The organism is Vibrio rotiferianus (genome assembly GCF_002214395.1).
GTDB lineage: Bacteria > Pseudomonadota > Gammaproteobacteria > Enterobacterales > Vibrionaceae > Vibrio > Vibrio rotiferianus.
The window spans coordinates 1731177-1755847 of sequence record NZ_CP018312.1 but is presented as its reverse complement, the minus strand read 5'-3'; the positions used below and the strand labels follow the sequence as shown (position 1 = coordinate 1755847).

At 43.8% G+C, this 24671-nt stretch carries 21 protein-coding genes; 10 read left to right on the top strand and 11 right to left on the bottom strand.

All coding sequences use genetic code 11. The annotated features are described in order from the left end of the window. The first annotated feature begins 1 nt into the window (after position 1). Both BSZ04_RS17250 and BSZ04_RS17245 read left to right on the top strand, forming a co-directional pair. The gene (locus tag BSZ04_RS17250) at positions 2–1357 is read left to right on the top strand and encodes a cache domain-containing protein (protein ID WP_088880969.1); all 1356 of its coding nucleotides are present in this window, start codon (positions 2–4) and stop codon (positions 1355–1357) included. Further along, positions 1350–1988 carry a response regulator gene (locus BSZ04_RS17245; RefSeq protein ID WP_088880968.1) on the top strand — a complete coding sequence of 213 codons (639 nt, stop codon included), beginning with the start codon at positions 1350–1352 and terminating at the stop codon, positions 1986–1988. The genes BSZ04_RS17250 and BSZ04_RS17245 overlap by 8 nt, the downstream gene beginning before the upstream one ends. Before the next feature lie 61 nt (positions 1989–2049). On the opposite strand, the gene cosR is transcribed toward BSZ04_RS17245, so the two are convergent. Further along, positions 2050–2526 carry a MarR family transcriptional regulator CosR gene (gene cosR / locus BSZ04_RS17240; protein WP_010447635.1) on the bottom strand — a complete coding sequence of 159 codons (477 nt, stop codon included), beginning with the start codon at positions 2524–2526 and terminating at the stop codon, positions 2050–2052. Between the two features lie 394 nt (positions 2527–2920). On the opposite strand from cosR, the gene BSZ04_RS17235 reads away from it, so the two are divergent. Together BSZ04_RS17235 and BSZ04_RS17230 are read left to right on the top strand one after the other, a co-directional pair. Further along, on the top strand, positions 2921–4492 hold the full coding sequence (locus tag BSZ04_RS17235) for a BCCT family transporter (RefSeq protein ID WP_088880967.1): 1572 nt from the start codon (positions 2921–2923) through the stop codon (positions 4490–4492). A 219-nt stretch (positions 4493–4711) separates the two neighbouring features. Beyond that, positions 4712–6595, top strand: a complete 1884-nt coding sequence (locus BSZ04_RS17230) for a methyl-accepting chemotaxis protein (RefSeq protein WP_088880966.1) — start codon at positions 4712–4714, stop codon at positions 6593–6595. A 69-nt stretch (positions 6596–6664) separates the two neighbouring features. On the opposite strand, the gene BSZ04_RS17225 is transcribed toward BSZ04_RS17230, so the two are convergent. Then, positions 6665–7384 carry a 3'-5' exonuclease gene (locus BSZ04_RS17225; protein WP_162531071.1) on the bottom strand — a complete coding sequence of 240 codons (720 nt, stop codon included), beginning with the start codon at positions 7382–7384 and terminating at the stop codon, positions 6665–6667. Positions 7385–7392: 8 nt separating this feature from the next. Further along, a complete protein-coding gene (locus BSZ04_RS17220) occupies positions 7393–9282 on the bottom strand; it encodes a DUF294 nucleotidyltransferase-like domain-containing protein (RefSeq protein WP_038887348.1) in 1890 nt (629 codons plus the stop codon). Between the two features lie 217 nt (positions 9283–9499). Between BSZ04_RS17220 and BSZ04_RS17215 the strand changes: the two genes are divergently transcribed. Further along, entirely contained in the window at positions 9500–10141 is a 642-nt protein-coding gene (locus BSZ04_RS17215; RefSeq protein ID WP_010447645.1) for an outer membrane beta-barrel protein, read from the top strand. Between the two features lie 62 nt (positions 10142–10203). Here the strand turns inward: BSZ04_RS17215 and BSZ04_RS17210 are convergent, their stop codons facing one another. From BSZ04_RS17210 to BSZ04_RS17195, 4 genes are all read right to left on the bottom strand, one after another. Then, positions 10204–11394 (bottom strand): amino acid aminotransferase, encoded by a 1191-nt coding sequence (locus BSZ04_RS17210; RefSeq protein WP_038887350.1) that lies wholly within the window; start codon positions 11392–11394, stop codon positions 10204–10206. A 181-nt stretch (positions 11395–11575) separates the two neighbouring features. After that, a complete protein-coding gene (locus tag BSZ04_RS17205; protein ID WP_045387725.1) occupies positions 11576–13042 on the bottom strand; it encodes an HD-GYP domain-containing protein in 1467 nt (488 codons plus the stop codon). 226 nt (positions 13043–13268) lie between these two features. Next, positions 13269–13568 (bottom strand): hypothetical protein, encoded by a 300-nt coding sequence (locus tag BSZ04_RS17200; protein ID WP_010447653.1) that lies wholly within the window; start codon positions 13566–13568, stop codon positions 13269–13271. 222 nt (positions 13569–13790) lie between these two features. After that, positions 13791–14021: a hypothetical protein gene (locus BSZ04_RS17195; protein ID WP_010447656.1), complete on the bottom strand. Its 231-nt coding sequence runs from the start codon at positions 14019–14021 to the stop codon at positions 13791–13793. Between the two features lie 177 nt (positions 14022–14198). Between BSZ04_RS17195 and BSZ04_RS17190 the strand changes: the two genes are divergently transcribed. From BSZ04_RS17190 to BSZ04_RS17180, 3 genes are all read left to right on the top strand, one after another. Further along, complete coding sequence (locus BSZ04_RS17190) at positions 14199–15590, top strand: aminotransferase-like domain-containing protein (protein ID WP_071235512.1); 1392 nt, start codon at positions 14199–14201, stop codon at positions 15588–15590. Between the two features lie 98 nt (positions 15591–15688). Then, the gene (locus BSZ04_RS17185; RefSeq protein ID WP_088880964.1) at positions 15689–15910 is read left to right on the top strand and encodes a hypothetical protein; all 222 of its coding nucleotides are present in this window, start codon (positions 15689–15691) and stop codon (positions 15908–15910) included. A 30-nt stretch (positions 15911–15940) separates the two neighbouring features. Then, positions 15941–16354 (top strand): hypothetical protein, encoded by a 414-nt coding sequence (locus tag BSZ04_RS17180; RefSeq protein WP_088880963.1) that lies wholly within the window; start codon positions 15941–15943, stop codon positions 16352–16354. 108 nt (positions 16355–16462) lie between these two features. Here the strand turns inward: BSZ04_RS17180 and asnS are convergent, their stop codons facing one another. Together asnS and BSZ04_RS17170 are read right to left on the bottom strand one after the other, a co-directional pair. Next, positions 16463–17863: an asparagine--tRNA ligase gene (gene asnS, locus BSZ04_RS17175; RefSeq protein ID WP_010447663.1), complete on the bottom strand. Its 1401-nt coding sequence runs from the start codon at positions 17861–17863 to the stop codon at positions 16463–16465. A gap of 187 nt (positions 17864–18050) precedes the next feature. Continuing rightward, a complete protein-coding gene (locus BSZ04_RS17170) occupies positions 18051–19676 on the bottom strand; it encodes a methyl-accepting chemotaxis protein (RefSeq protein ID WP_088880962.1) in 1626 nt (541 codons plus the stop codon). Between the two features lie 300 nt (positions 19677–19976). Here BSZ04_RS17170 and queD point away from each other — a divergent pair, with 300 nt between their 5' ends. Then, the gene (gene queD, locus BSZ04_RS17165; protein ID WP_010447667.1) at positions 19977–20339 is read left to right on the top strand and encodes a 6-carboxytetrahydropterin synthase QueD; all 363 of its coding nucleotides are present in this window, start codon (positions 19977–19979) and stop codon (positions 20337–20339) included. A gap of 63 nt (positions 20340–20402) precedes the next feature. Here the strand turns inward: queD and BSZ04_RS17160 are convergent, their stop codons facing one another. Together BSZ04_RS17160 and BSZ04_RS17155 are read right to left on the bottom strand one after the other, a co-directional pair. Further along, positions 20403–21830 carry an APC family permease gene (locus BSZ04_RS17160; RefSeq protein ID WP_071235509.1) on the bottom strand — a complete coding sequence of 476 codons (1428 nt, stop codon included), beginning with the start codon at positions 21828–21830 and terminating at the stop codon, positions 20403–20405. Between the two features lie 515 nt (positions 21831–22345). After that, positions 22346–22975 carry a LysE family translocator gene (locus BSZ04_RS17155; protein WP_088880961.1) on the bottom strand — a complete coding sequence of 210 codons (630 nt, stop codon included), beginning with the start codon at positions 22973–22975 and terminating at the stop codon, positions 22346–22348. Between the two features lie 654 nt (positions 22976–23629). On the opposite strand from BSZ04_RS17155, the gene BSZ04_RS17145 reads away from it, so the two are divergent. Continuing rightward, positions 23630–24577 carry an LpxL/LpxP family Kdo(2)-lipid IV(A) lauroyl/palmitoleoyl acyltransferase gene (locus tag BSZ04_RS17145; RefSeq protein WP_088881627.1) on the top strand — a complete coding sequence of 316 codons (948 nt, stop codon included), beginning with the start codon at positions 23630–23632 and terminating at the stop codon, positions 24575–24577. The last annotated feature ends 94 nt before the right edge of the window (positions 24578–24671 follow it).

Here is a 24671-nt window from a genome sequence, read left to right as displayed (position 1 = left end):
GATGCCTCTCAAAGCCAAGTTAATATTGCTGGCACTGATACCGGTGGTGTTAGTGTCAGCCAGCATCAGTTGGATTTCCATCTATCAAGCCAAGACTCTTGGACAACGAGAGGTGGAAATCTTTCATCAGAACCTTATTCAATCTAAAGAAGCGGCATTGAAAGATACGGTCGATCTGGCTTTTGATGCAATTTCTCATATCTATAATGATCCCACTCTTAAAGAGAGTGATGCTAAGGCGCGTGTTAAAGCAATCCTCAATCGTCTTCGCTATGGTTCAGACGGCTACTTCTTCGCCTATGATAAGCACGGTACAAACTTAGTTCATCCAATTCTTCCTGATCTTATTGGGCAAAATCTGTTGCATATACAAGATGAAAATGGCGACCACTTAATTGAAACGTTACTCCATCAAGCCCAACGAGGTGGCGGGTTTCATCAGTATCTATGGCAGAAGCCATCAACTGGTGAGGTGGTTCCCAAGTTGAGCTATGCCGCTTGGTTGGATAAATGGGATTGGATGATCGGCACGGGCTTGTATATTGAAGATGTCAGTCGCGAAGTCGCGAATATGCGTGCAGCAGTAAATCAGAATATTGAAACGACATTTTTCTCTGTAGTGATCATTCTGGTGGTGACCGTCTCGGTTATTATTGTCCTAACGCTGGCGATTAACTTGCATGAACATCGCTTGGCAGACAAGCACCTCAAAGAGCTTGCCCATAAAACGGTAATGTTCCAAGAAGACGAAAAAAAACACTTAGCCAGAGAGCTACATGACGGTATCAATCAGCTATTGGTCTCAAGTAAATGCCACTTAGATTTGATGGCTCATCGTATCGAAGATGAAAAGCTCAAATCCCACCTAGATAAATCTCAACGCTCGCTAATTACTGCGATCAACGAAGTTCGTCATATTTCTCATCAACTTCGACCTAGTGCGCTGGATGATATTGGTCTTGAAGCGGCACTCACCACCTTATTACAAGACTTTCATTCACATTCTGGTATCGACATTGATAGCCACTTTGATACCAATCAGGTGAAGTTGAAATCTGAGGTTGCGACGACCTTGTACCGTGTTGCTCAAGAGTCGCTGAACAATATCGAGAAGCACGCTAAGGCGAAAAAGGTCACGGTTATTTTGCAAAAGATGGGCAATATGCTGCAATTACTGATACGAGATGACGGCATCGGGTTCCTTGTTAACCAATCGGTTCATCGTCAGGGGATTGGTTTACGCAATATGCGTGAGCGTGTTGAGTTTATTGGCGGTGAGTTTGAATTGATGAGCGAGCCAGGATTAGGCACAGAAATCACCGTATTGTTAGATTTGGATGGATTAGTTTATGGATAAACCCATTAGTGTGGTGATAGTGGATGATCATCAAGTGGTTTTGGATGGTTTTATGGCGCGCCTAGAGCTAGAGCCTGACATTGATGTGATTGGCACCGCAAGCAATGGCCTAGAAGCGATCGAAGTTTCAAAGATGCTCAACCCGGATGTGATTCTAATGGATATTAGTATGCCGATTATGAATGGCATTGAAGCGACGGGTGTGATTAAAGAGGAGAGGCCAGAGAGCAAAGTACTAATGCTGACGATGCATGATAATCGTGAATACATCATGAAGGTGATGCAGGCTGGGGCAGTGGGGTACATGCTGAAAGAAATCTCTGCAGAGAAGATGGTGCAAGCGATAAAAACCGTGAATCAAGGCTCAACGTACTTTTGTGAGTCTGTCACTCAAACGTTATTTACCCAAGATGTTGTACCGATTGCACAAAAACCCAATCCACTTAGCCGCCGTGAGGAAGCCGTTTTAAAAATGGTTGCGCAGGGGCACAGTAGCAAAAAGATTGCGACACTTTTGGATATCAGCTATCGAACGGTAGAGACACACCGCCACAACATAAAACACAAGTTGGATTTACACTCGACCGCAGAATTGGCCAAATACGCATTTGAGACAGGTTTGGTTGAGTGAGTGTTAAGCGGCAGGTGATGAAAGCGCTCATTACTGGATGAATGAGCGCCCTCGAAAGTGACTATTCAGGCTTAGTGATGCTTCCAAGCTCTAGCATTGGGGCAACATCGATATCTTCAGCATTCATCATAGTTGAAATACGTTGAACGGAAGACAGCAGTAAGCTTTGTTCCCACTCTTCCAACTTTTGGAAGCGGCTGATGAAGTGTTCCTGTAGGGGAGTTGGCGCTTGCTTTAACGCTTCTTGCCCTTTTTCTGTTAGTACCGCATGCACTTTACGTTTGTCTTGGACACTACGACGGCGTTCAACAAGCTGATTGCGCTCTAAACGGTCTAAAATAGTGGTAGCGGTTGCCTGACTCATATTGGTATGGCTAGACAGCTGTTTGATAGTGACATTGTCTAATTCACTAATGGCACGCATCAGAATCAGTTGTGGAGCCGTTAAACCAGACTCTTTGCTCAACTTTTTAGAATGTAAATCAATAGCGCGGATGATCTGACGAATCGAGACCAAGACTTCTTCGTACTTTTCCAATTTAGTAATCCAGTCATTAAGGGATCATGTAACGACGCGACACTAACTCAAAAGCGTTGCTATTAAAAGGGCTTAGTTAGTATTAGCGACACCATTTTTCAATTATTTGCCTTGGCTCTCCTTATTAAATTTATGGCTTTTTACGGCTCAAAAAGCATGACCTAGAATAATTATAGTAAGAAATGTTTGTGGTCTAATTATTGCTGTGGTTGTTTTCGCTTTTTTTGGTGGATTTTTCTGATTGAAAAGTAAGTTATTGGATTTTTTATCAGCAAAATATAGACAAAAATGCCTAAAATGGTAGGATCTTCCACTTTCATGGAAAATAAAATGTATCGTGTTCGAAGGTTTTTTGCGTTATGCCGAAAAAATTAGAATGCAAAAGAGAGGAACAATGACAAAAGGTATAGATAAGTACAGTATCGACAGTACCGACTATACGGTTGGTCAAGATAACGTACAAAAATGGGGTTTTGATGTACATAATCCTGTTTTTGGTATCAGTGCAGGTTTCATTGCACTATTTCTTATTGCGGCGTTAGTTCTTGATGCGCATACAGCCAAAACCGCGTTAGACGGAATCAAATGGAAAATTATCGGTTCATTTGATTGGCTCTTCATTATCTCAGGCAACATCTTCGTTATCTTCTGTTTAGGACTTATTGTGTCGCCAATGGGTAAGATTCGCCTAGGTGGTAAAGATGCAGTCGCTGATTACTCGTTTGTTTCGTGGCTTGCAATGCTATTTGCTGCAGGTATGGGTATCGGTCTGATGTTCTGGAGTGTGGCTGAGCCAGTGGCTTATTTCACTGGTTGGTATGAAACGCCATTGGGTGTTGAAGCGAATACCCCAGAAGCTGCCAAACTCGCATTAGGTGCAACTATGTTCCACTGGGGTCTACACCCATGGGCGATTTATGGCGTCGTTGCGCTTTCATTAGCTTTCTTTACTTATAACAAAGGCCTACCGCTGTCTATGCGTTCGATTTTTTACCCACTGTTGGGTGATCGTGCATGGGGCTGGGCTGGTCATATTGTAGATATCCTTGCGGTACTCGCGACACTATTTGGTCTTGCGACGTCACTGGGCCTTGGTGCACAACAAGCAGCAAGTGGTATTCACCATGTGTTTGGTGTTGAGCCTGGCCTAGGTCTGCAGATTGTTGTTATTACTGTTGTTACCTTATTAGCGGTTGTCTCAGTCGTTCGTGGTATTGATGGCGGTGTTAAAGTCATTAGTAATATCAACATGGTGATTGCATTTTTACTGTTAATCCTTGTTGGTTTGATCGGATGGGCGGTGAGCTTAGGTTCGATTCCTACCACGTTGATGGCTTATGTAGAGAACCTCATTCCACTTAGTAACCCATTTGGTCGTACTGATGAAGCTTGGTTCCAAGGTTGGACTGTATTCTATTGGGCTTGGTGGATTTCATGGTCTCCATTCGTGGGTATGTTCATTGCTCGTGTATCTCGTGGCCGTACTGTGCGTGAGTTCATCACTGCGGTATTGATTGTTCCTACGGCGGTAACACTTGTTTGGATGTCGGTGTTTGGCGGTCTAGCTATCGACCAAGTGATCAATAATGTTGGCGAGCTTGGCGCAAACGGTCTTACCGATGTTTCGCTAGCAATGTTCCAAATGTTTGATGTATTACCATTCGGTAACATGCTATCAATCATTGCAGTTGTGCTGGTATTGGTATTCTTCATTACCTCGTCAGACTCAGGTTCACTAGTAATCGACAGCATTACCGCTGGTGGTAAAGTTGATGCACCGGTTCTGCAGCGTGTATTCTGGGCCTTCATGGAAGGCGCAATTGCAGTTGCACTACTGTGGATTGGTGGCTCGGAAGCGGTTCAAGCACTGCAAGCGGGCGCGATTTCTACGGCTCTACCATTTACCTTAGTTTTACTGGCGATGTGTGTCAGCCTATTGATGGGTATGAGAACAGAGAAAGACTAAGCTACTGTTAAATAAAGCTTAATTTATAAACTTAAAGCCAGCATTATTGCTGGCTTTTTTTGTGCGAAAATTCTGACGCTCGACAAAAAAATGGCGAAAAAATTTTCTTTTTTTACAATGACTTATTTGCCTATTGATAAGTGTGAAATTTGGTGCGCTTAACGTCAATTCTGTGTAAACTCGCTGCTCACTTACTGTTCTCCCAACAAAAAATAAACTATGAAACTATCACTAAAGCAAAAGCTCATTGGCGCTAGTCTGTCTGCTGTTGTTGTCATGGCGGCAGCATTGACGTGGTTGTCGGCTGGTCAATTATTTGATCAAACACGTGCAGGTGTCTCTTCACGAGCACAGAGTCTAAGCAATGCAGCATCTGAAGGTATTGCTGACTGGGTTGCCATTCGTAAAGACATCGCGACGGCTTTCAACGATTACTCTACTGAGAAAGACGTTGTTCCTTTTTTACAACAAGCACGCAAGGCGGGTGGTTTTGACGACATCTTCCTAGGTACTCCGGAAGGCGGAATGTATCGCTCTCATCCAGAGCGCAACCGCGCAGGTTATGATCCACGCACTCGTCCTTGGTACAAAGATGCTAACGCCGCTGGCAAACAAATCATTACAACGGCTTATCAAGATGCGATCACCAATGCTCTGTTAGTAACTATCGCTGAGCCTGTATACCAGAGTGGTCGTTTTGTTGGTGTGGTTGGCGCTGATGTTCTGATTGATCAGCTTATTGATGACGTAATTAGCTTAGATGCTGGTGAAAATGCGCATGCGATGCTGATCGACATGAGTGATGGCACTTTCCTTGCTCACCCAAACAAAAGCTTAACGCTTAAACCTATCGCCAACCTTTCAAGTGATTTTTCTAAAGATTCTATTGAGCGTGCAGCAAATAGCGGAACCATCGAAACTGCGACAATTAATGGTCAAGAGAAGCTGTATTATTTCAGCAAAGTTCCAGGCACACATTGGATGTTTGCAATTGAAATGGATCGCGCGACTGAAGAAGCTGGTCATTCACAATTACTAAGAGAAATGATGATTACAGCTGTACTGATTACCATAGCGGTTATTGCTGCGGTATCTTGGTTAGTCGGTTTCTTGTTCCGTGATTTGGGCCGTGTTTCACAAGCGCTAGAAGAAATCGCTTCTGGTGAAGGTGATCTTACACAGCGACTTGAACCTCGCAGTGATGATGAAGTTGGCAAGCTTGCAGAAAACTTCAACCGCTTTGTTGGTAACATGCATACCATGGTAACTAAGCTTAGCCATGTATCAGCTGCACTTTCTCAACAATCACGCCAAACCGCTCAGCAGGCGGAAGAGCGTAGTCAACGTATCGCGTACCAACAAGATGAAATCAACATGGTAGCGACTGCGGTAAATGAAATGGCTGCGGCAACGCAAGAGATTGCGGGCAATGCAGAGAATACGGCTCAAAATTCTGAAGAAGCCGTAGAAGCATGTGCACATGGTTCGAGCCAAGTAACGCAAACACAAGGTTCTATCCAGAACTTAGCTCAAGAAGTTCAAGTAGCAACCAATGTTATCCAAGAGTTAGAAGCGCATGGTAACAGCATCAATACCATTTTATCGACCATTCAAGGTATCGCTGAGCAAACTAACCTTCTTGCACTGAACGCAGCAATTGAAGCAGCGCGTGCAGGTGAGCAAGGCCGAGGTTTTGCGGTAGTTGCGGATGAAGTGCGCGTACTAAGCCAACGAACTCACGCTTCAACGCAAGAAATTCAAGAGACGATTGAAATGCTGCAAGGTACAACAGCGAAAGCTGTCGGCATTATGGATGATAGTCGTCGCTTGGCTGATACTAGCGTGGATGATGCGAACTCTGCAGCGGCAAGCCTAACGCAAATTCATTCTGCAGTAGAACGCATCAACGATATGGCTACTCAAATTGCATCAGCGGCTGAGGAGCAAGCATCAGTAACGTCTGAAATTACACGCAATACTGAAGGTATTCGTGACGTTTCAAACGAGCTGTCTTCTGAAGCACAACATGCTGCAGAGCAAGCTGCACAGTTGTCAGAGCTGTCTCATGAACTAGAGCAAGAAATCAAACGCTTTAAGTTATAGTTCAGCGAATACCGACTAAAAAGGAGCTACTTGGCTCCTTTTTTCTTTAAGCTAGAACGCTCATTGGAACTACAACCATAAGCTGCTTATAGGCTGGTCAGCACTATAGTGATGGGCGATCTGTGCTTGCAGTAGCTCTGCAGTGGCGATGGCATCTGTCAAAGCATGGTGTGGTGTGTAGTCTGGCAGCCCATAACGACGACGAGATTGTGCTAGCCGCAGTGAGCCGGGTTTATTACCTTTCAACTTGTTCCAAAGCCCCCCAGAGAGTCTCTGCTGGATGTCTTCTTCGATTTGAAGCGTATCTAAGACTGGAAACTCTATCCCTTCACCAATACGTACTTGAAGCGCTTGGTTGAGAAACTCTCGCTCTATGCGACGATAGTGAACGACCACCACCTTGCCAGCTAGGCTTGGCAGAAGCTCGTCAAGAATATCGCCAAGATCAGGTGCATCAATAAGTTCGCTGTGGGTGATACCATGGATAATGACAGAGTCTTCATCCAACTTCTCTTGTGGTCGAACTTTCCAGTGCTTGGCTTGGCGCAAAAAAATTCGATTGAGATTGAAGGGCACTAGACCAATTGTGATGATGCCATTTTTCTGTGGGTTGAGCCCCGTGGTCTCGAAATCGAGCGCGACAAACTCTACTCGAGATAGTGGCGTGTCTGGCGCAGGTAGTTCTGTCCCATAAAAGGCGATTAGACGCTCATCTGTTGCCCTTTCCAGTTTTTGCTGAAACTTCATTGGCCATTGAATGGAAGGTTTTTGAAATAACTTCTTTATCATTCCATTCCTCACTTAAACTTGTTGCTAGCCTGATAGCGGAACTTCAGGAAGTTCTGGCCATTACTTAATATCTGAAACGCATCTTTAAGGTTGCGTCTTTCAAAGTCCGATAAGTTTTCTGGCTCGATGTTGTTATCCGGTTCGGTACCTAACTCTACGTCAATCGCTTGGTGGCGAATACGAACCATAGAGATAAACTCCATCGCGTCCTTCAAGTCCTGCGCGCGTCCTTTGGGTAAAATGCCTGCATCAATTATGTCATCTAAGCGTTCAAAGGAGTTTCGAGCACGAGAGCCTACTGCTAGTGAGTGAACTCGAATTAAGTCGACGAGGGGAGCGGTGCCTCTTCGTTTTAAGTTGATCGAGTTTTTATGCTGGCCATCTTTCTCCATCACGAAATCTTTAAAGAACCCAAGTGGAGGCGTTCGATTAAGGGCATTTCTGGCAAGGCATGCGAGGAAGCGATTGTTCTTACGCGCACGACGGACAATGAAGCTGGTTAGTTGTTCTGCCCATTTTAAACGCCCATAAACACCATCTAAGTCGAAAAAGATAGACGCATTGAGTAGTGCTTTCGGGTTCGGGTCATCAATCCAATCTGCGAAGCACGCTTCCCATTCAGAGCGCGTCATTCTCCACATAGGGTTAGTTGCCATGATGTCTCCCGTGCAGTACTTATAGCCGCACGCGTCCAAGCCGTCACTTACGAATTTGGCCAAAGCTTCAAAGTACTTACCGTGCTTCTCTGCTTTATACGTGTCATCGAGAATGATGGCATTATCTTGGTCAGTAACAAGTAATTGCTCGTCTCGTCCCATTGAGCCAAGGGCTAAGAAGCAATAAGGGACCGGTGGTGGCCCAAGCTCTTGCTCGGCTAACTCTATTAGGCGCTGTTTGAAGCTTCTGCCTATCACAGACATAGCGCTACCAACCATATGGGAGTTGGCATCTTCATTAACAAGGCGCACAAAGCTGCTCTTCACTTCATCAGCGACGATAGCGAGGTCTTCAATGGTTTGCTGCTGGAATATGCTGCTCACAAGAAGTAGTGAGTTTTGAGATTCATAACGGACGATATCTGTTGCTTCAATAATGCCGATTGGCATTTGATCTTTCACTACCGGTAAATGGTGTACGTTGTATCGAAGCATCGTTAGCATGGCTTCATAAACATAAGCGTTGTGGTCGAGTGAGATAACCTCAGTTGTCATTACGGTTGACACTTCATCGAGAGGAGACAACCCCTCAGCTAACACTCTAGTACACAAATCTCGATCGGTAATGATGCCGACGACAGGTGATTGCGGATCTTCTTCGTCTAGTACAAAGTCAGGGTCAACGATCAGTAGCGATGAGACATTGTCTTGCGCCATCAATTGAGCCGCTTCTTGAATGGTTTGTCCTCGTTCAATAGTCGGTGCATCGCGCGTTAGCAATGTCTTTACTTTTGAGGTCGTTAGGTCATTTGCATCGCTATTTTCAGATACGGCTTGTCTTAAGCGAGCGCTATTTTCAACTTCAACAAAGTCTGCAAAAGAATCAAAGCTGTCGTATAGCTCTTGGAATATATCGCCAGGGATGCAGTAAAGGAGGGTGTCTTCAATCGCTTTGACTGGGAAGCGTACTTTATTGTTGGTGAGCAGGCCCATTTGGCCAAAGAGATCACCTTCGTCTAGTCGGTTATACAGTTCCCCTTTGCGTCGATAAACTTCTACCACTCCGCTTCTGACCATATATAGGTCATTAATTTGATCGCCGAAGTGAATGACAGGAGTGTCCTGCCGATAGTAAGAAATCTCGATATTCTCGGTAATTTTGTTCAGCGTTTCTTCTGGTAATTCATTGAAAGGAGGGTACTTGACGAGAAAATTATAAATCTCTAACAGCTCTGCATCCATGAAGGTGCCTTTTTCTTCGCAAATGATAGGTTAATCATAACTTAGTTTTAAAACAGAATCTTATCGGATCACACAAAACCCCAGTTCGTGATAAAATTAGTAATAAACTTACGCTAAGATTGAGTAGGTTTGATTTGTGACTAGGATCATTGAGTGCGTTTTTTATCCGTTTTAACAATAAAAACACCTATAAATGGCACTCATGCAAGGAATTAAAATGGTAAGAATATTGTTAGCTGCGCCTCTTGTAGCATTACCTTTAATGAGCATTGCCTCAGAATCTGAACAAGCGGAGAAGTTTGGGTATGAGCATATCCAATTAGAGCTTGGAGCAGGAACAACAAATGAAGAATGGCTAGATAACTCCAACGCAACAACCATTGCGCTTGGCGGCAACTATTTAATTGCAGACAATTGGTTGTTCAATGTTGATTACTCCGCTCAGTTTTTCCACCCAGACGACTTCACTTTACGTATAGACCGTTTATTGTTTGGGGGTGGCTATCGTTATGGGATCAATGATGTTTTTGATGTGTATGGCATTTATGGCTTAGGTGCAATCAAAGCAAAAGCAAAAAATGACACCACAGATCGCACTATTTCATCAGAGAGCGAGTTTATTCAGGCTGCGACCTTTGGTGCGAATTACTTATTCAGTGAAAAGTTAATCGGCACTGCTGAAATAAGCATTAACCGCAGTGATATTGTAGATGAAAACAACTATAAGCTAGCGTTTAATTACCAGTGGCATAAGGTCATCGGAACGGGCGTGTATTATCAGTTAAGAGACACAGACTATCGTGGTTCAAGCTCTGAACACATCAACGAAGTTGGTATCGGATTCAAGTTTATCTACTAAAACAAAAAGGTCAGCATTCGCTGACCTTTTTTAATAATCCAGTTTGCTCTACGAGCATTTAATTATAGAACCGCAGCAATGCCTTTGCACAGTGGTCCCATGTTTGATTTCGTCATACCCGCTACACTGATTCGACCTGAGCCTACGATGTAAATACCGAACTCTTCTTTCAGACGGTTTACTTGCTCTTTAGACAGACCAGAGAATGAGAACATGCCGTTTTGACGCTCGATGAAGCTAAAGTCTGCGTCTACACCTTCAGCCTTCAGTGTTGCTACAAATAGCTCACGCATCTCTTGGATACGATCACGCATTTCTGCGACTTCTGCTTCCCATTCTGCACGCAATTCAGAATTGCCAAGAATGTGAGTAACCACGGCGCTACCGTGTGCTGGTGGGTTAGAGTAGATTGAGCGGATGATCGCTTTCACTTGCGAGAATGCCGTTGCTGCCACTTCTTCTGACTCAGCCACTAGCGTAAATGCACCAACACGCTCGTTGTATAGACCAAAGTTCTTAGAGAAAGAGCTCGCGACTAGGATCTCTTTGTTGTACTTAGCGAATGTACGTAGACCTGAAGCGTCTTCTTCTACGCCTTTAGCAAAACCTTGGTACGCAAAGTCGAATAGAGGCAGTAGTTTCTTCTCAGCGACCAGCTTCGCTAGCGTTTCCCACTCTTCCGCTGTTGGATCAATACCAGTAGGGTTGTGGCAGCATCCATGAAGCAAAACAACATCGCCTTCTGAAGCAGCTTGCAAATCATTTAGCATTGCATCGAAGTCTTTGTCTTTTGTTTCTGCGTTGTAGTAGCTGTATTGTGCTGTCTCGATACCTGCAGCTGTGAATACGCCGTTATGGTTAGCCCAAGTTGGGTTACTGATCCAGATCTTTACTTCGCCAAGTTGACGCTTAATGAACTCACCAGCAACGCGCAGAGCACCAGTACCACCAGGCGCCTGAGCTGTTTTCGCACGCTTGCCAGCAACGATTTCAGCATCTGCACCGAAAAGCAGTTTTTGTACAGCTAGACCATATTCCGCTGTACCTTCGATCGTTAGGTAAGATTTGGTTTTTTCCGTTTCAATCAGTGCGGCTTCGGCTTTTTTAACAGTCGCAAGAACAGGGGTTTCACCTTGCTCGTTCTTGTAAATACCAACGCCTAGGTTAATTTTTTCAGCGCGGGTATCTTTTTTAAACTCTTCAGTAAGGCCAAGAATAGGGTCAGCCGGAGCGGCAACTACTTTTTCAAACATAATCTTCATCCATGTTAATCGAAGGGGTCTGCTGACATTTATACCTTTCAGCAATATTCGTTACAACAGTTAGTGATAAGAAAACTTAAAAAAGTTTTGATTTGAAACAGAATTCTAACATAACAAGGTTTTTTGCTATGTAAACCCCTCTTAAGTTGGCGATTAAGAGGGGGATAATTGGCTAGGCGGCTATATTTTGTTCATCTTGATATTGCTGTGCAATACGCTGAAACTCAGCTTCGATCGCAAGGAAAGCATCGACAATCTGAGGATCAAAATGTTTGCCTTTTCCTTCTAGGATGATTGCTTTCGCCTTGTCATGACTGAATGCAGGTTTATATACACGTTTTGAAATTAGTGCGTCATAAACATCAGCCAGCGCCATTAGACGGCCTGAAAGAGGAATCTCTTCCCCAGAAAGTCGGTTTGGATATCCACTGCCATCCCATTTTTCATGGTGGGTGAGGGCAATCTCTTTAGCAACTCGTAAAAATGAACTACTTCCTAGTTGCTTTTCTGCTATTGATAACGCTTCTGCACCAATTTCAGCATGACCCTTCATGATCTCAAATTCTTCGTCGGTAAGTTTACCTGGCTTCAATAGGACGCTGTCAGGCACTCCGACTTTACCGACATCATGTAGCGGTGCGGACTTATAAAGCAGCTCGATGTAGTTTGGAGTCAGCAAAGATTGGTGTGCGGTATTCTTGGATAGATATTCTGCTAATACTTTGACGTATTCTTGGGTTCTTAGAATATGGGCGCCTGTTTCATTATCACGAGATTCAGCAAGTGCAGAAAGGCTGACGATAGCAACGTCACGCGTTGTTTTTACCTCATTTTGAGAGACTTGCAGACTGTCTAACATTTGGTTAGTTAGACAGGCCATCGCGCCGAGTTCATCATGCTCAAATATCGGTAGTCGATGTTCTAATCTACCTTGGGTCACTTCTTTTAATGCATCCTCCTGGCTAAGGAGAATCTTCTGCATCAGTTTTGTCCACAGCACCATGATAGCTATAACATAACCACCAATGACTAATGCAATGTAGACAAGCTCTTTAATGAAGCTGATCTTTCCGAGCCCGTTGGTGATTTGCTCTGGGTTTTGCTCTAGCCAATAGATATCTTTCACAGCAACCATGGTTAATATAGTCGTCAAGGTGATGAGCAGTACGATCATCATTCCAATCATTTGTTTAATAATGGATTGACGTTGGCCAGAGAGTGCAAAATCGAAGCGCTTTTTGTGGCTTAAAGCATCAAAGTGAACGAGCTTACTTTGTAGTTGAAGGATCAGGCCAGTAAGAAAACCAAACAAGGCCATACCCAATAAAACCTTTACGTTGCTGTCCAAAGTAAAGTCATATTGCAGATTATAAAACGCAGCGAAAGGGATACTCGCAATAGTAAATAAAGAGGCGTCAAGTAGAGCTTGTCTGTTATCTGCAATGAGAGGATGTCGAGAGAGAATATAGTGTCGAACTATAAAAAGTATTGAGAAGACAACCGTACAATGCAGAATGACTTCAAATGCATTTAATGTACTAAGCATTGGGCACACACGCCCACCGTAGGTTCCAAAGAAAAATGCAGCCGCTAAATAGAGTTTAAATGTCAGTGGTGCATTGTAGTTAGTATTCACCATAGTTAGTTTTACCTTATCAAAGCGTACCGTTCACTCTATTTTTTGGCTTACTGAATAGACAGAAGCGGCTTTGGATGTGATAGATACGTAGTTGATATTAAATTTGTAAAATCAAAGACCAGGAATTTTATCGATAGATTGCACGCATTGATAGATTTTTGTTATTAATTAGCTCAATAATTAAAAAAGCCCCGACTAAGCGGGGCTTTGAAATGGATCATTAAACCTATTTCTTTAGGTTAATTTCTGATTCTACAGCATTGGTTTCAATGTCTGGCTTGCTTGACAGTTTTCCTGTCGCCCAGTCATTCATGTGTTTCAGAATTGCTTTTAAGGCATGCTTTTCAGTTGGCGCTTCAGTTGCTTCAACTTCTAGTTTTTGTTTTGGGTGCGATCCTGTCGCATCTTCAGCAACATGCAGCCAATCTGGATGCCAGTAATAAGGCTGACCGGATGCTGTGCTCCACGTATGAACACCGTTAGTCTCACCTTTGTATTTAATATCGTTTTCGTTGTACTTAGTCATTATTATCTTCTCTCATGTTCATGAGTTGAGGTATGTCACCATTACGTTATAAATGTAACAGATGCCTGCAAAAATAATGTGACAGTAATCTATTTATGTCGTCGATATTAACGCCAATAAAGTGTAAACGTCTCAATTAATAATTTTAGCACGCAAATTAACGGTTTAACTCAAGATTTAAGGTGGCCGCTACAAGAGTAGCAGCCAACGGAGTGAACTGAATCATTCATTGTTTAGATGCTTAACAATGGCTTCTTTCGCGTGTTCTTCTGTAGCCGTTTCGCCATCCGGAACTTCTAGTTCACATTTAGGCTGTAAGCCTAACGCATCCTCTGCAATATGGAGCCAGTCGGGGTGCCAGTAGTACGGAGTATCACTATCAGGGTGATCCCAACTATGAACGCCTTTATGTGTACCCCTATAAGATAGATCGTCCATGGTAAACAGTTTCATCGTTGCCTCCAGAGAGAGTGTTCATGTCATTGAAAGTATGGAACATAAAATGACACTTTGCGCTGTAAAATGCTAAGGCAAAGTTTGAGAAGTTATCTTACAACATTGGCACAAAGCGTTAGGAATTTTTGGGATGATTTATGCTATCTTGCCATTTCGGGTGCTTAAGAGGGAATTATGAATCGCTATCGACAATTGGCAGAGTTGTTTAAAACTCAGATCCAACAGAACACATGGAGAGCAGGGGAGAAATTGCCCTCAGTTCGCATAACAAGCCAGAGCCATTCGGTGAGTGCCGGAACTGTATTGCAAGCTTATCAATTGTTAGAAGCTCAAGGGTGGGTGACGGCAAAGCCGCAATCAGGGTACTTTGTTACCGCCGAGCTCGAACGATTAGAAGCTTCAAATTCAGAAAGCAGCGTTCTGCGAGTGTCAGTGAATGATGAGTTGTATGGTTTTCTTAAGCATCAAGCGTTACCAGAGGCGATAAAGCTTGGCTCAGCATTTCCTGATCCGACATTGTTTCCATTGGACGCGTTAAACCGTAATCTTGCCAGTTCTGGGCGTAAAATGGCCCCGGACTCTCTATTAGATAACCTTCCACCCGGTAGTGAAGCACTTCGTCGCCTGATTGCACAGCGTTATATACAGCAAGGCATGAGCTTAACTCATGATGATATTGTGATCACCTCTGGTGCGTTAGAGGCTCTTAACCTTAGCCTACAAGCTGTCACCCAACCCGGTGATACCGTAGTCGTAGAATCCCCGACCTTCTATGGTGCACTGCAAGCCATCGAGCGATTGGGCTTAAACGCGATAGAAGTGTCTGTTGATGCGGAGGATGGCCATTCATTAGAGCAGCTAGCGGAAGTATTTAAAAATCACGACATCAAAGCTTGCTGGCTGATGACAAATTTTCATAACCCAACAGGAATCTCTCTCTCTGCCCAGAAAAAGCAGCGTGTCATTGAGCTTGCGAATCAACACGATGTCTATGTGATAGAAGATGATGTTTATGCTGAGCTGTATTTTTCTGATAGCAAGCCAGTGGCATTGAAAAGCTTTGATACACAAGATCGTGTGCTGCATTGCGGATCACTATCGAAAAGCCTGTGCCCAGGTTATCGCTTAGGTTGGGTCGTGAATAAGCGCTTTAATGAAGCAATCCAAAAGCTGCAACTGATGTCGACCTTGTCAGGCAGTGCTCCTATTCAGCAGGGGGTCGCACATTACCTTCAAAACGATAGCTACGATAATCACCTAAGAAAGCTGCGTAAGACGCTCCAACGGCGTCAACAACGATTTATTGAGCTTCTTGAACAGTACCTTCCTGCGCAAGTTAATTTTTATTTACCGCAAGGTGGGTATTTTCTTTGGTTAGCGCTGCCAAAAGGTGTCAGTAGTAAAACGCTCTATCAAGCATTGCTTGCCGAACAGGTGACCATTGCTCATGGCAAGTTGTTCTCTTTGGATGCACAGTTTGAAAACTATCTGCGGCTTAATACCTCGTTAGCGGCAGATGAAAATGTAGAGCAAGCCATTCGTAAATTGGGTGATTTGCTTCACTAATGGAACTGTTTGATCTTTTTTCCGACTAACTGTATCAGAACGGTTTAGAAAGGTTGTGTTTCACTCTTCCATAGAGTCATCGATAAGGAGGAGTGACAATGAAAAAGCAGTTGGTAAAACACGAGTTGAGGCTCATCGCCGTTGCCATTTTTAGTGCATTCTTACTTGTGTTTGCACATCTTATTTTGGCGAAGTCTTTCTCTCATATGGCGTGGACTGAGTACACCGCCGCAGTTATCCCTTTTATTATGTTTGGTTTGTGCGTATTGGGTGTTAAGTATGCCGCCCATGCAGATAAAGACGAGGATAACAACCCTTAATAGTCACATTTAAAATTAGGAATAAAGTGAATGAAGAGTTCGATCTTGCTTGTGTTATCTGTGTTCACGTTTGGTTGCGCTGCTAATCAGAACGTTGAGCCTAAATCCGTCACTTTGATTTATGATCAATCTAAACTGACGGCTGAGATCCAAGCTGATGATCATTTTGAGGCTCATGTAGACAATGATAAAGAACGTATCGATTTATCGGGAACGGTGAAGAAGCTTCATCCCGACTACCTATTAGATGTCTCGGTGATTAAAGCAAGCAAGATTAAACATGCAACAAATCAGATTAACACGTCGTTGGTTATTAAGCAGAAAGACCTCGAAACGCCGGTTTTGATTGGTGGTGTCTACCATCACACGGTTATGAGCGATGAGAATGACAATGTGGAGGTAACAGAATCTGCAAGTATCATGAGCGTGAAGTTGAGCCAATAGTTAAAAGCGCACAATCAAAGCATTACGTGCAATATTTACCGTAATTACTACAAAATAAAAGACCTCCACAAGGGAGGTCTTTTTTAATTCTTTATCACTCAGCAGTGATTAGAAGTTCGCAGAGCGAGGTGTACGTGGGAATGGGATCACGTCACGTACGTTGCCCATACCCGTCACGTAAGATACTAGACGCTCAAAGCCTAGACCAAAGCCAGCGTGTGGCACTGTGCCGTATTTACGTAGGTCACGGTACCAGCTCATGTGTTCTGGGTCGATACCCACTTCACGCATACGCTCGTCCAGGATTTCTAGACGCTCTTCACGCTGAGAACCACCGATGATCTCACCGATGCCCGGTGCTAGTACGTCCATTGCAGCTACTGTCTTACCGTCATCGTTAGCACGCATGTAGAATGCTTTGATGTCTTTCGGGTAGTTCTTCACGATTACTGGCGCTTTGAAGTGCTCTTCCGCAAGGAAACGCTCGTGCTCAGAAGACATATCGATACCCCATTCAACTGGGAATTCGAATTCACGACCTGAATCAAGAAGGATCTGGATTGCGTCAGTGTAGTCTACTTGTGCAAAGTCAGAAGATACGAATTGCTCTAGACGAGTGATTGCTTCTTTGTCGATGCGTTGAGCAAAGAACTCAAGGTCATCGCGACACTCTGCAAGAACTGCTTTAAATACGAATTTCAGCATGTCTTCAGCGAGTTTCGCTACGTCATCCAGTTCTGCAAACGCCACTTCAGGCTCAACCATCCAGAATTCTGCTAGGTGGCGGCTTGTGTTTGAGTTTTCAGCACGGAAAGTAGGACCAAACGTGTATACCTTGCTTAGTGCACAAGCATAAGCTTCAGCGTTTAGCTGACCAGATACGGTTAGGAACGTTTCTTTACCGAAGAAGTCTTCGTTGTAGTCCACATCACCTTTGTCTGTGCGAGGTAGGTTTTCCATGTCTAGCGTAGAAACGCGGAACATTTCACCAGCACCTTCAGCGTCAGAAGCTGTAATTAGTGGTGCAGATACCCAGAAGTAACCTTGCTCGTGGTAAAAGCGGTGAATCGCTTGAGATAGACAGTTACGTACACGTGCTACCGCACCGATTACGTTTGTGCGCGGACGTAGGTGCGCAACTTCACGTAGGTACTCGATAGAGTGACGAGTTTTTGCCATTGGGTAAGTGTCAGCGTCTTCAACCCAACCTACAACTTTAACGTTAGTTGCAGCAAGTTCGAACGCTTGACCAGCCGCTGGAGACTCAACAATCTTACCAGTTACTTCAACAGAGCAGCCTGTAGTTAGCTTAAGCACTTCGTTTTCGTAATTATTAAGATTATTTGGGACCACGGCCTGAATCGGGTCGAAACAAGAGCCGTCGTAAATGGCAAGGAAAGAGATTCCAGCTTTGGAATCACGACGTGAACGGATCCAGCCACGAACAGTAACTTCACTGTCTACTGCTAGCTGACCTTTCAAAACGTCTGATACAGGCGCGTAAGTCATGTTTTCAATATTCTCCATTGAGGTAAAAATTCAACTCAACGCTCGCAAAAGTAGTTGTCTTAAAACGGATTTGTTTAAAAAACAAGCGAAGCATTGAGCTGGATAGAATTTTTTAGATTCAACGGAACATATTACCTGTCAAATCGTCAGCTTCAACCTTTATATTGGTTTGAAGGCTAGATTTTTATCATTTGAGTCCACTTTTCTCTTCAGATAAGCAAAATTGGTTAAGTAATTGCTCTAGTCGGTCTGACAATTGTTCTAAATCCACACTGATGTCTCGCGTTAGAGTCGCTGACTCGGATGTGTCATTAGCGTGTTTGGTTATGGTATCGACTTTAGTTTGAATATGTTTACTTACTTCAGAAGTGGCTTGTGTCTGGTGCTGAATATTCTGCGCATGTTGAAGAACTTGATGCATTTCGCTGACAACATTTCTCATCGCATTGGATAGCTCTTCAACATCTACGGAACGTTGGTGTGCGTGATGACAAACCGCATCCACAGAAGAAAGTGACTCTGAGCTACCTTGTTGGAACTGAGTTATAATATTTTCGATGTTAGTCGTTGCTTCCGTTGTCCTTGAAGCCAAGTTACGCACTTCATCCGCGACAACGGCAAAGCCACGTCCTTGCTCTCCCGCACGTGCTGCTTCAATCGCCGCATTGAGTGCAAGGAGGTTAGTTTGTTCCGCTACGCCTTTGATAACGTCAAGGATTGAGGAAACTTCTTCGGTTTGTTGGTTGAGCGTCGAAATTTTCTCTCTTACATGATCGATATTGCCGACTAGATTTTTAATATCTTCACTCACGCCATGAGCCTGAGTCGCGCTTTGTGTGGCCACGTCTACCGTATGGTTGATTAACCCTGTGGCGTCAACCGTCGCTTGTTCTACATTTGCTTGTTGATCCAGCATGTCATTGATGTTGCTTTGTACTTCGTTGGTTTCTACTTGCTGGTTGTCTGCGGCTTCATCGGTTGATTGGGCGACGTTTGTGAGCTTGCTTGCGGAATCTGCAAGTGAGTGAGAGGTATCTTGTACTCTTTCCAAACTATCGGAAACGGTGTCCATAAATGAATCGATAGATTGTGAGAGTAACCCCATTTCATCCTTCTGTTTCTGCTCCAAGCGTTGCGATAGGTCTTTACTTGCGCTCACGTTAGACATAAAGCGTGAAATCTTTTGGATAGGGCGAACGATAATTTTTCGGATTAGGCCCATGGTAATGAGGAAGCCAATAAAGGCGATAGAGGACATGATGCCAATCGCAAACATGGCCTGTTTGTTGATCATTGAGTTCACATGATTCATGTTGTACTCAAGACGAATCGCACCAAGCACTTCACCCTCAGGAGTAATATGGCAGGCTACACAGTTGGTTCCGCGATAATTTTCACTGGACTTCATTGGTAAAGCCACCACCATTCCCTGACCCCATTCCGCAGTAAATGGCTCAATAACGAGTTCACCAGCTAAAGCTCGGCGGTCGATATCATCTTGTGGCAGTTGATTCTCTTTGCCTGGGCCATAAAATTTTGACACGCTGTCCGCTCGTAAGACCCGAACTTGTTCGATTCCGTCTTGAGCGAGGGCTTTTTGGCGCAATGTTTCTTTTTGAACCATTGTGCCCGTCAGCATCATCATATTTAGGCTGTCAAAATAGTTACTTGCTTTGTCATGCAGTTGTTCGCTCAGTACATCATTAATAAGTGATTTTTGTTGATAGTACTGGTATCCGGTAGACACAGCTAATACGCAGCTAAAGACTGCGATTAACGCGACTAGGAGCTTAAATGTTATTGTTGAGCGCATAATTTTTATAAAGTTATTGGAATAAACGCCACAATTTTAGAGGCTTATGTAAGGTATAGCGATGAGGCTGACGAATGATTGTGACCATAAACATAATGTGGTTATGTAAATGTGATGTGAGTAACATGTAACCAAATGATTGACGCTGTGCCAAATTTGCGACACTTCATCCTGCTTTATAAAAATGACACAGCTAACCGATTGCTTGGCTACCATTGTTTTTATTAACAGAAGCGACACTTGTTACTTGTGGGTGAATTACTTAGTATTGCGTGTCTTTTTTAAAGCCCGAGAACCAAAATGAGAACCGAACTATACAAAGAGTTCATGTTTGAAGCTGCACATCACCTTCCTCATGTACCAGAAGGACACAAATGTGGTCGCTTACACGGACACTCTTTCCTTGTTCGCCTTTACGTTGAAGGTGAAGTTGATCCGCACACTGGTTGGGTTGTGGATTTTGCAGAAATTAAAGCTGCGTTCAAACCGATTTATGATCGCCTAGACCATTACTACCTAAATGATATTGAAGGTCTTGAAAACCCAACAAGTGAAGTCCTTTCTAAGTGGATTTGGCAACAGCTTAAGCCAAATTTACCGCTACTAAGCAAAGTAGAAATTAAAGAGACGTGTACTGCAGGTTGTATCTATACCGGTGAGTAAGCGTACTACCAATAAAAAAAAGCCAGACACAGTCTGGCTTTTTTTGATCGTTGCGTATTTAGGCTAGTTTGCTACGGCTTCAATCAATTGTGTGTCTCGGCGGCGCTGACGGTTACGGTACATTACGGCAGCAATGGCAGGTAAGCTGAACGCAATAAAGCCAAGAATCAATGCGTATGCTCCAGTTTCTGCACTTATGCCAGCAGGGACATCAAACGACACAAAAATCGTTACAGAACAGCTTACTAAGCCGAGAGCAGCCACCAGCATCATTCCCACTTTTCCTCCCGGAACACGAAATGGGCGTTGAATATCTGCATGCTTGCGACGTGACACTAAGAAGCAGACGAAGATGCAGATGTACATCACCATGTAGAGTTGGGTCATCAGGATGTTTAGTAGCCACATGCCTTGATTAACATTTGGCACTAAGATAAACACCAAAGAAAGGACGCTTACAATAGCCCCTTGTAAGAGCAGGAGTGGCACCGGCGCTTGGTTCTTGTTTTCTTTTGCTAATGTCATTGGCATAAAGTGGTCTTTCGCTGCCACGTGTAAGCTCTTAGTTGGCGCAATGATCCAGTTATTCAAACTCGCTAAGCTACCAAAGACTATCGCAAGCGCGATAACTGGCAGCATGAATGACATGTTTAAATCATCGAAGAACGCTTTGAACGCCAGAATGACCCCTTCACTCAAGCTTGAATGATCGCTCGATACTACGGAAGAAATTGATAGTGAACATGCTGTTAGAGAAACTAAAATCAGCACTGTTGATACGATAAGTGCTTTCGGATAGGTCTTTTGTGGATTATCGACTTCGCTCGCGTAAGAGGTTGTAATTTCAAGGCCAGTCAATGATAGTACGACAGCAGTAAATCCCGCCCCAATGCCATCTTGAGAAAAGTCTGGTAACCAATCTGACGCATGGCGCAGTGAGATATGTGATTCACTTGGATTGGTATACGCCCAGTATCCGCCTAAACCAATGATCAGCAGGATAGGGAAGATAAGTCCCAAAGTGCCGAACACGTTAGTGATAAGTGAAGACAAACGTAGACCGAAGATATTCACCAAGGTAAGCGCCCAGAAAATCACGTTAATCATGATCAACATGAAGATGTTGTTCTGCGCCAGTTCAGGGAAGAAAGGATACGCACCCGTCGCAACAATAAAGGAGATGAGCGGAGGGTAGTAAACGATATTCTCAGCGTATTGATACCATACCGTCGTAAAACCGAAATTAGGACCTATGGTCTCTTTACCCCACAAATAGACGCCACCTTGCTGAGGGTAGGTGGTGCTGAGCTCTGCACATACCAACGCCGTAGGAACAAAGAAGCAAAAACCAGCCAATAGGAAAAAAGAGATGGCGTGACTACCAAATAAGGCGGCACCCGGAATGTTCCTGATACTGTCGACGGATGTGACCGTAATCATGATGACAGAAAAGACACTGAGTTTGACGGCGGATTTGGCGATACTGCTCATTCGATACCTTTAGTGATTGAGCCTCGTGCCTCAATAGGAGAACACGCGTGCTACAAGTAAGACGTGCGTATTGTAGGGCTGCCAGAATCTGCGGGTATATAGCTAAAAATGGTATGTATTTACCCAAAAATGAATAGATGTGTCAGAGGCTTATTTGTAATCAATTTAAACGTTTGCTCTGGTTGGAAAACGAAATTTTGATTCAAAATTTGTATATTAACAATAGTGTTTATACCCAAGTAACCTCGAGATGCTAGGTTCAGCGAGAATGAACGTTTGACTCTCCCCTTGGGTAAGGGGCTAGGTTTAAAGCTATCAGAGTATGTTAGAAAGTGGAGGATATGATGGGATGCTGTAATCAAGCGCCAAAAGGGGGAACCGGAAAGCTCTCTTATTTACTAGGGTTAGTTGCGGTCTTGTTTGTTGGAATCTTAGTGTTGGCTGCCGTTTTTGGCTAACTTAAAAGCAATAAAAAACACGCTCTCGGGCGTGCTTTTTATGTCTGCCATTAGGCTCTAAAAACGAGTGTTGGCTAAACCAATGCCAAAGAAGATAAACAACCCACCACTGACGTAGTTCAGCCACTTACTGGTTTTTGACGACGTCAGCAGCGTTTTCACTTTTGCGGCAAAGAAGATCACAAACAAAAACCAGCTTGCGACAATGCTTGCCTGAAGTGCACCTAATATCATGCTTTGCTCAAGAATATGTGCTGGTTGCACAAACTGAGGGAAGATTGATAGATAGAACAAAACGATTTTCGGATTCAGGAGATTGGTTAGCAACCCCTTCACAAAGGCTTGTTTAAGAGTCTGCTCTTCAATCTTACGTTCGAGCTTTAACTTCTGGTCTGCCAGCTTGAGACCGCTTTTTAAGTTATTAATCCCCAACCATACCAAGTAAGCGACGCCCATCCATTTTAGAACGTTGAATGCCAGTGCGGATTGAGAAAGCAGTAAGCTCAAACCTTTTGCGGATACAAACGCGTGAATCATAAAACCCAGAGCGACTCCGAGAATGTTAGCAACAGCAAAACGACGGCTTTGTGTAAGTGCTGTGAACAGGATTAATAGTGCATTTGGGCCAGGGATAATAGCTAGGAAAAAGACAATGCCACCGAAGGCTAAGAGGGTGTCGATGTTCATTATGATTCCAATTACGACAGATGAGTAACGTTAAAGGCAAATAAAACGAGACTTTACACGGATAAGAATAGAAAACAAAGCACATCTCCAGTCGATGTACAGAGCTATGTCTATACCCAAGCAACCTCGAGATGCTAGGTTCAGCGAGAATGACTTGGTTTGTAGACGCGGCGGCGATTTAAAGGTCTAGTGGGTCTAAATCAAGAATCGACAACAAAGTATACAAGCCAAGAGCCTTACTATTTGCAAAGAGTGCCCTTTGGGAGCGTGTCATTGACTCGAATTTTTATTAAACCAATGGCTACGTCAAACAACTTGGAAAGAGCTGGCTATTACACTGCGTTGTTTTCCTTGCTTACTTTCGGTAAACAGGACTCAATGACAATGCTCTGAATCCTGCACCTTGAAGTCACTTGGGTATAATAGGTCTTGGGTTAGATGGGTAGAGGCTCATAATGTGCGCGAGTTATGTGTGGTTTGTCGCGTAAATCGGTCAGCCACTCAAATTAGAAAGATTTTTATTGTGTAGTGAGTCGAAGAACCATAGAATCCGCGCGCTTTGATTTTTGATATAAGCTCAGCCAATGATAAAAAGCAAACTGATTATCATTGTTAACGTTTACTTATTAGACATTTATGTCTTGCGACACTTTCATGAATAAATACAAAAAGCCTGAGTTTAAGGCTGCTTTTCTTGCTCCAAGTTATTGGGGAACGTTGCTTATCATTGGCATCATGTACTTATTGAGCTTACTTCCATTTAAAGTTCAGTTAGCGTTAGGTAGAGGTGTTGGTCGTCTAGCTATGCGGTTAATGAAAAAACGCCAGCTGACCATTAAACGTAATCTTGAGCTGTGCTTTCCTTCTATGAGCGAAGCAGAGCGTGCGGCAATACTAAAAGACAACATAGACAATACTGGTATTGCACTTTTTGAAACCGCGATGGCCTGGTTTTGGTCAGACTCTAGAGTCAACAGTCATGTCTCTATTAAAGGAATGGAGCACATAGAGGCGCTTGAAAAGCAGGGAAGAGGTGCGCTGATGTTGGCCGTACATTCTATGAACTTGGAACTCGGTGCGCGTGCATTTGGGATCAAAAAGTCGGGGACAGGTGTTTACCGACCAAATAACAACCCGTGCTTTGATTATTTTCAATACAAGGGGCGTTCTCGCTCTAACCGAACGTTAATCGACCGAAAGAATGTGAAAGGGATGCTAGAGGCTCTAAATTCTGGGGAGCGTGTATGGTATGCCCCGGATCATGATTACGGAACTCGTCGCTCTACTTTTGCTCCGTTATTTGCAGTAAAACGAGCATGTACTACAACCGGTACGAGTTTGCTGGTGGATGCTACCGATTGCGCGATCGTTCCCTTCACTATGGTTAGAGAAAGTGATGGTAACTATACGCTAACGATCAGTGCTCCTGTTGAAGGTTTTCCAAAGAATGAACCAGATCAAGCGGCAATGTTCGTCAATAAGATAGTCGAGAAGTCGATCATGGCGAGTCCGAGCCAATACATGTGGCTTCACCGTCGTTTTAAAACGCGTCCTGATGGTGAACACTGTTTGTACAAACCACGGTTAGCAACCGCTATCTGATTCAACTGCCCAGACGTTGTTCTGGGCTTTTTATTGCCTGATGCATCCGAGGTTAGAACCAGTATTTTGAGGCTACTTGGGTATCTTCCTTTAC

Bases quoted from the DNA above. Each gene is read 5' to 3' on its own strand.
- BSZ04_RS17250 (WP_088880969.1), top strand. From the start codon at position 2: ATGCCTCTCAAAGCCAAGTTAATATTGCTGGCACTGATACCGGTGGTG.
- BSZ04_RS17230 (WP_088880966.1), top strand. From the start codon at position 4,712: ATGAAACTATCACTAAAGCAAAAGCTCATTGGCGCTAGTCTGTCTGCT.
- BSZ04_RS17190 (WP_071235512.1), top strand. From the start codon at position 14,199: ATGAATCGCTATCGACAATTGGCAGAGTTGTTTAAAACTCAGATCCAA.
- asnS (WP_010447663.1), bottom strand. From the start codon at position 17,863: ATGACTTACGCGCCTGTATCAGACGTTTTGAAAGGTCAGCTAGCAGTA.
- BSZ04_RS17210 (WP_038887350.1), bottom strand. From the start codon at position 11,394: ATGTTTGAAAAAGTAGTTGCCGCTCCGGCTGACCCTATTCTTGGCCTT.
- BSZ04_RS17155 (WP_088880961.1), bottom strand. From the start codon at position 22,975: ATGAACATCGACACCCTCTTAGCCTTCGGTGGCATTGTCTTTTTCCTA.
- queD (WP_010447667.1), top strand. From the start codon at position 19,977: ATGAGAACCGAACTATACAAAGAGTTCATGTTTGAAGCTGCACATCAC.
- BSZ04_RS17225 (WP_162531071.1), bottom strand. From the start codon at position 7,384: ATGATAAAGAAGTTATTTCAAAAACCTTCCATTCAATGGCCAATGAAG.
- BSZ04_RS17195 (WP_010447656.1), bottom strand. From the start codon at position 14,021: ATGAAACTGTTTACCATGGACGATCTATCTTATAGGGGTACACATAAA.
- BSZ04_RS17145 (WP_088881627.1), top strand. From the start codon at position 23,630: ATGAATAAATACAAAAAGCCTGAGTTTAAGGCTGCTTTTCTTGCTCCA.
- BSZ04_RS17235 (WP_088880967.1), top strand. From the start codon at position 2,921: ATGACAAAAGGTATAGATAAGTACAGTATCGACAGTACCGACTATACG.
- BSZ04_RS17185 (WP_088880964.1), top strand. From the start codon at position 15,689: ATGAAAAAGCAGTTGGTAAAACACGAGTTGAGGCTCATCGCCGTTGCC.
- BSZ04_RS17170 (WP_088880962.1), bottom strand. From the start codon at position 19,676: ATGCGCTCAACAATAACATTTAAGCTCCTAGTCGCGTTAATCGCAGTC.
- BSZ04_RS17245 (WP_088880968.1), top strand. From the start codon at position 1,350: ATGGATAAACCCATTAGTGTGGTGATAGTGGATGATCATCAAGTGGTT.
- BSZ04_RS17180 (WP_088880963.1), top strand. From the start codon at position 15,941: ATGAAGAGTTCGATCTTGCTTGTGTTATCTGTGTTCACGTTTGGTTGC.
- BSZ04_RS17215 (WP_010447645.1), top strand. From the start codon at position 9,500: ATGGTAAGAATATTGTTAGCTGCGCCTCTTGTAGCATTACCTTTAATG.
- BSZ04_RS17160 (WP_071235509.1), bottom strand. From the start codon at position 21,830: ATGAGCAGTATCGCCAAATCCGCCGTCAAACTCAGTGTCTTTTCTGTC.
- BSZ04_RS17220 (WP_038887348.1), bottom strand. From the start codon at position 9,282: ATGGATGCAGAGCTGTTAGAGATTTATAATTTTCTCGTCAAGTACCCT.
- BSZ04_RS17205 (WP_045387725.1), bottom strand. From the start codon at position 13,042: ATGGTGAATACTAACTACAATGCACCACTGACATTTAAACTCTATTTA.
- BSZ04_RS17200 (WP_010447653.1), bottom strand. From the start codon at position 13,568: ATGACTAAGTACAACGAAAACGATATTAAATACAAAGGTGAGACTAAC.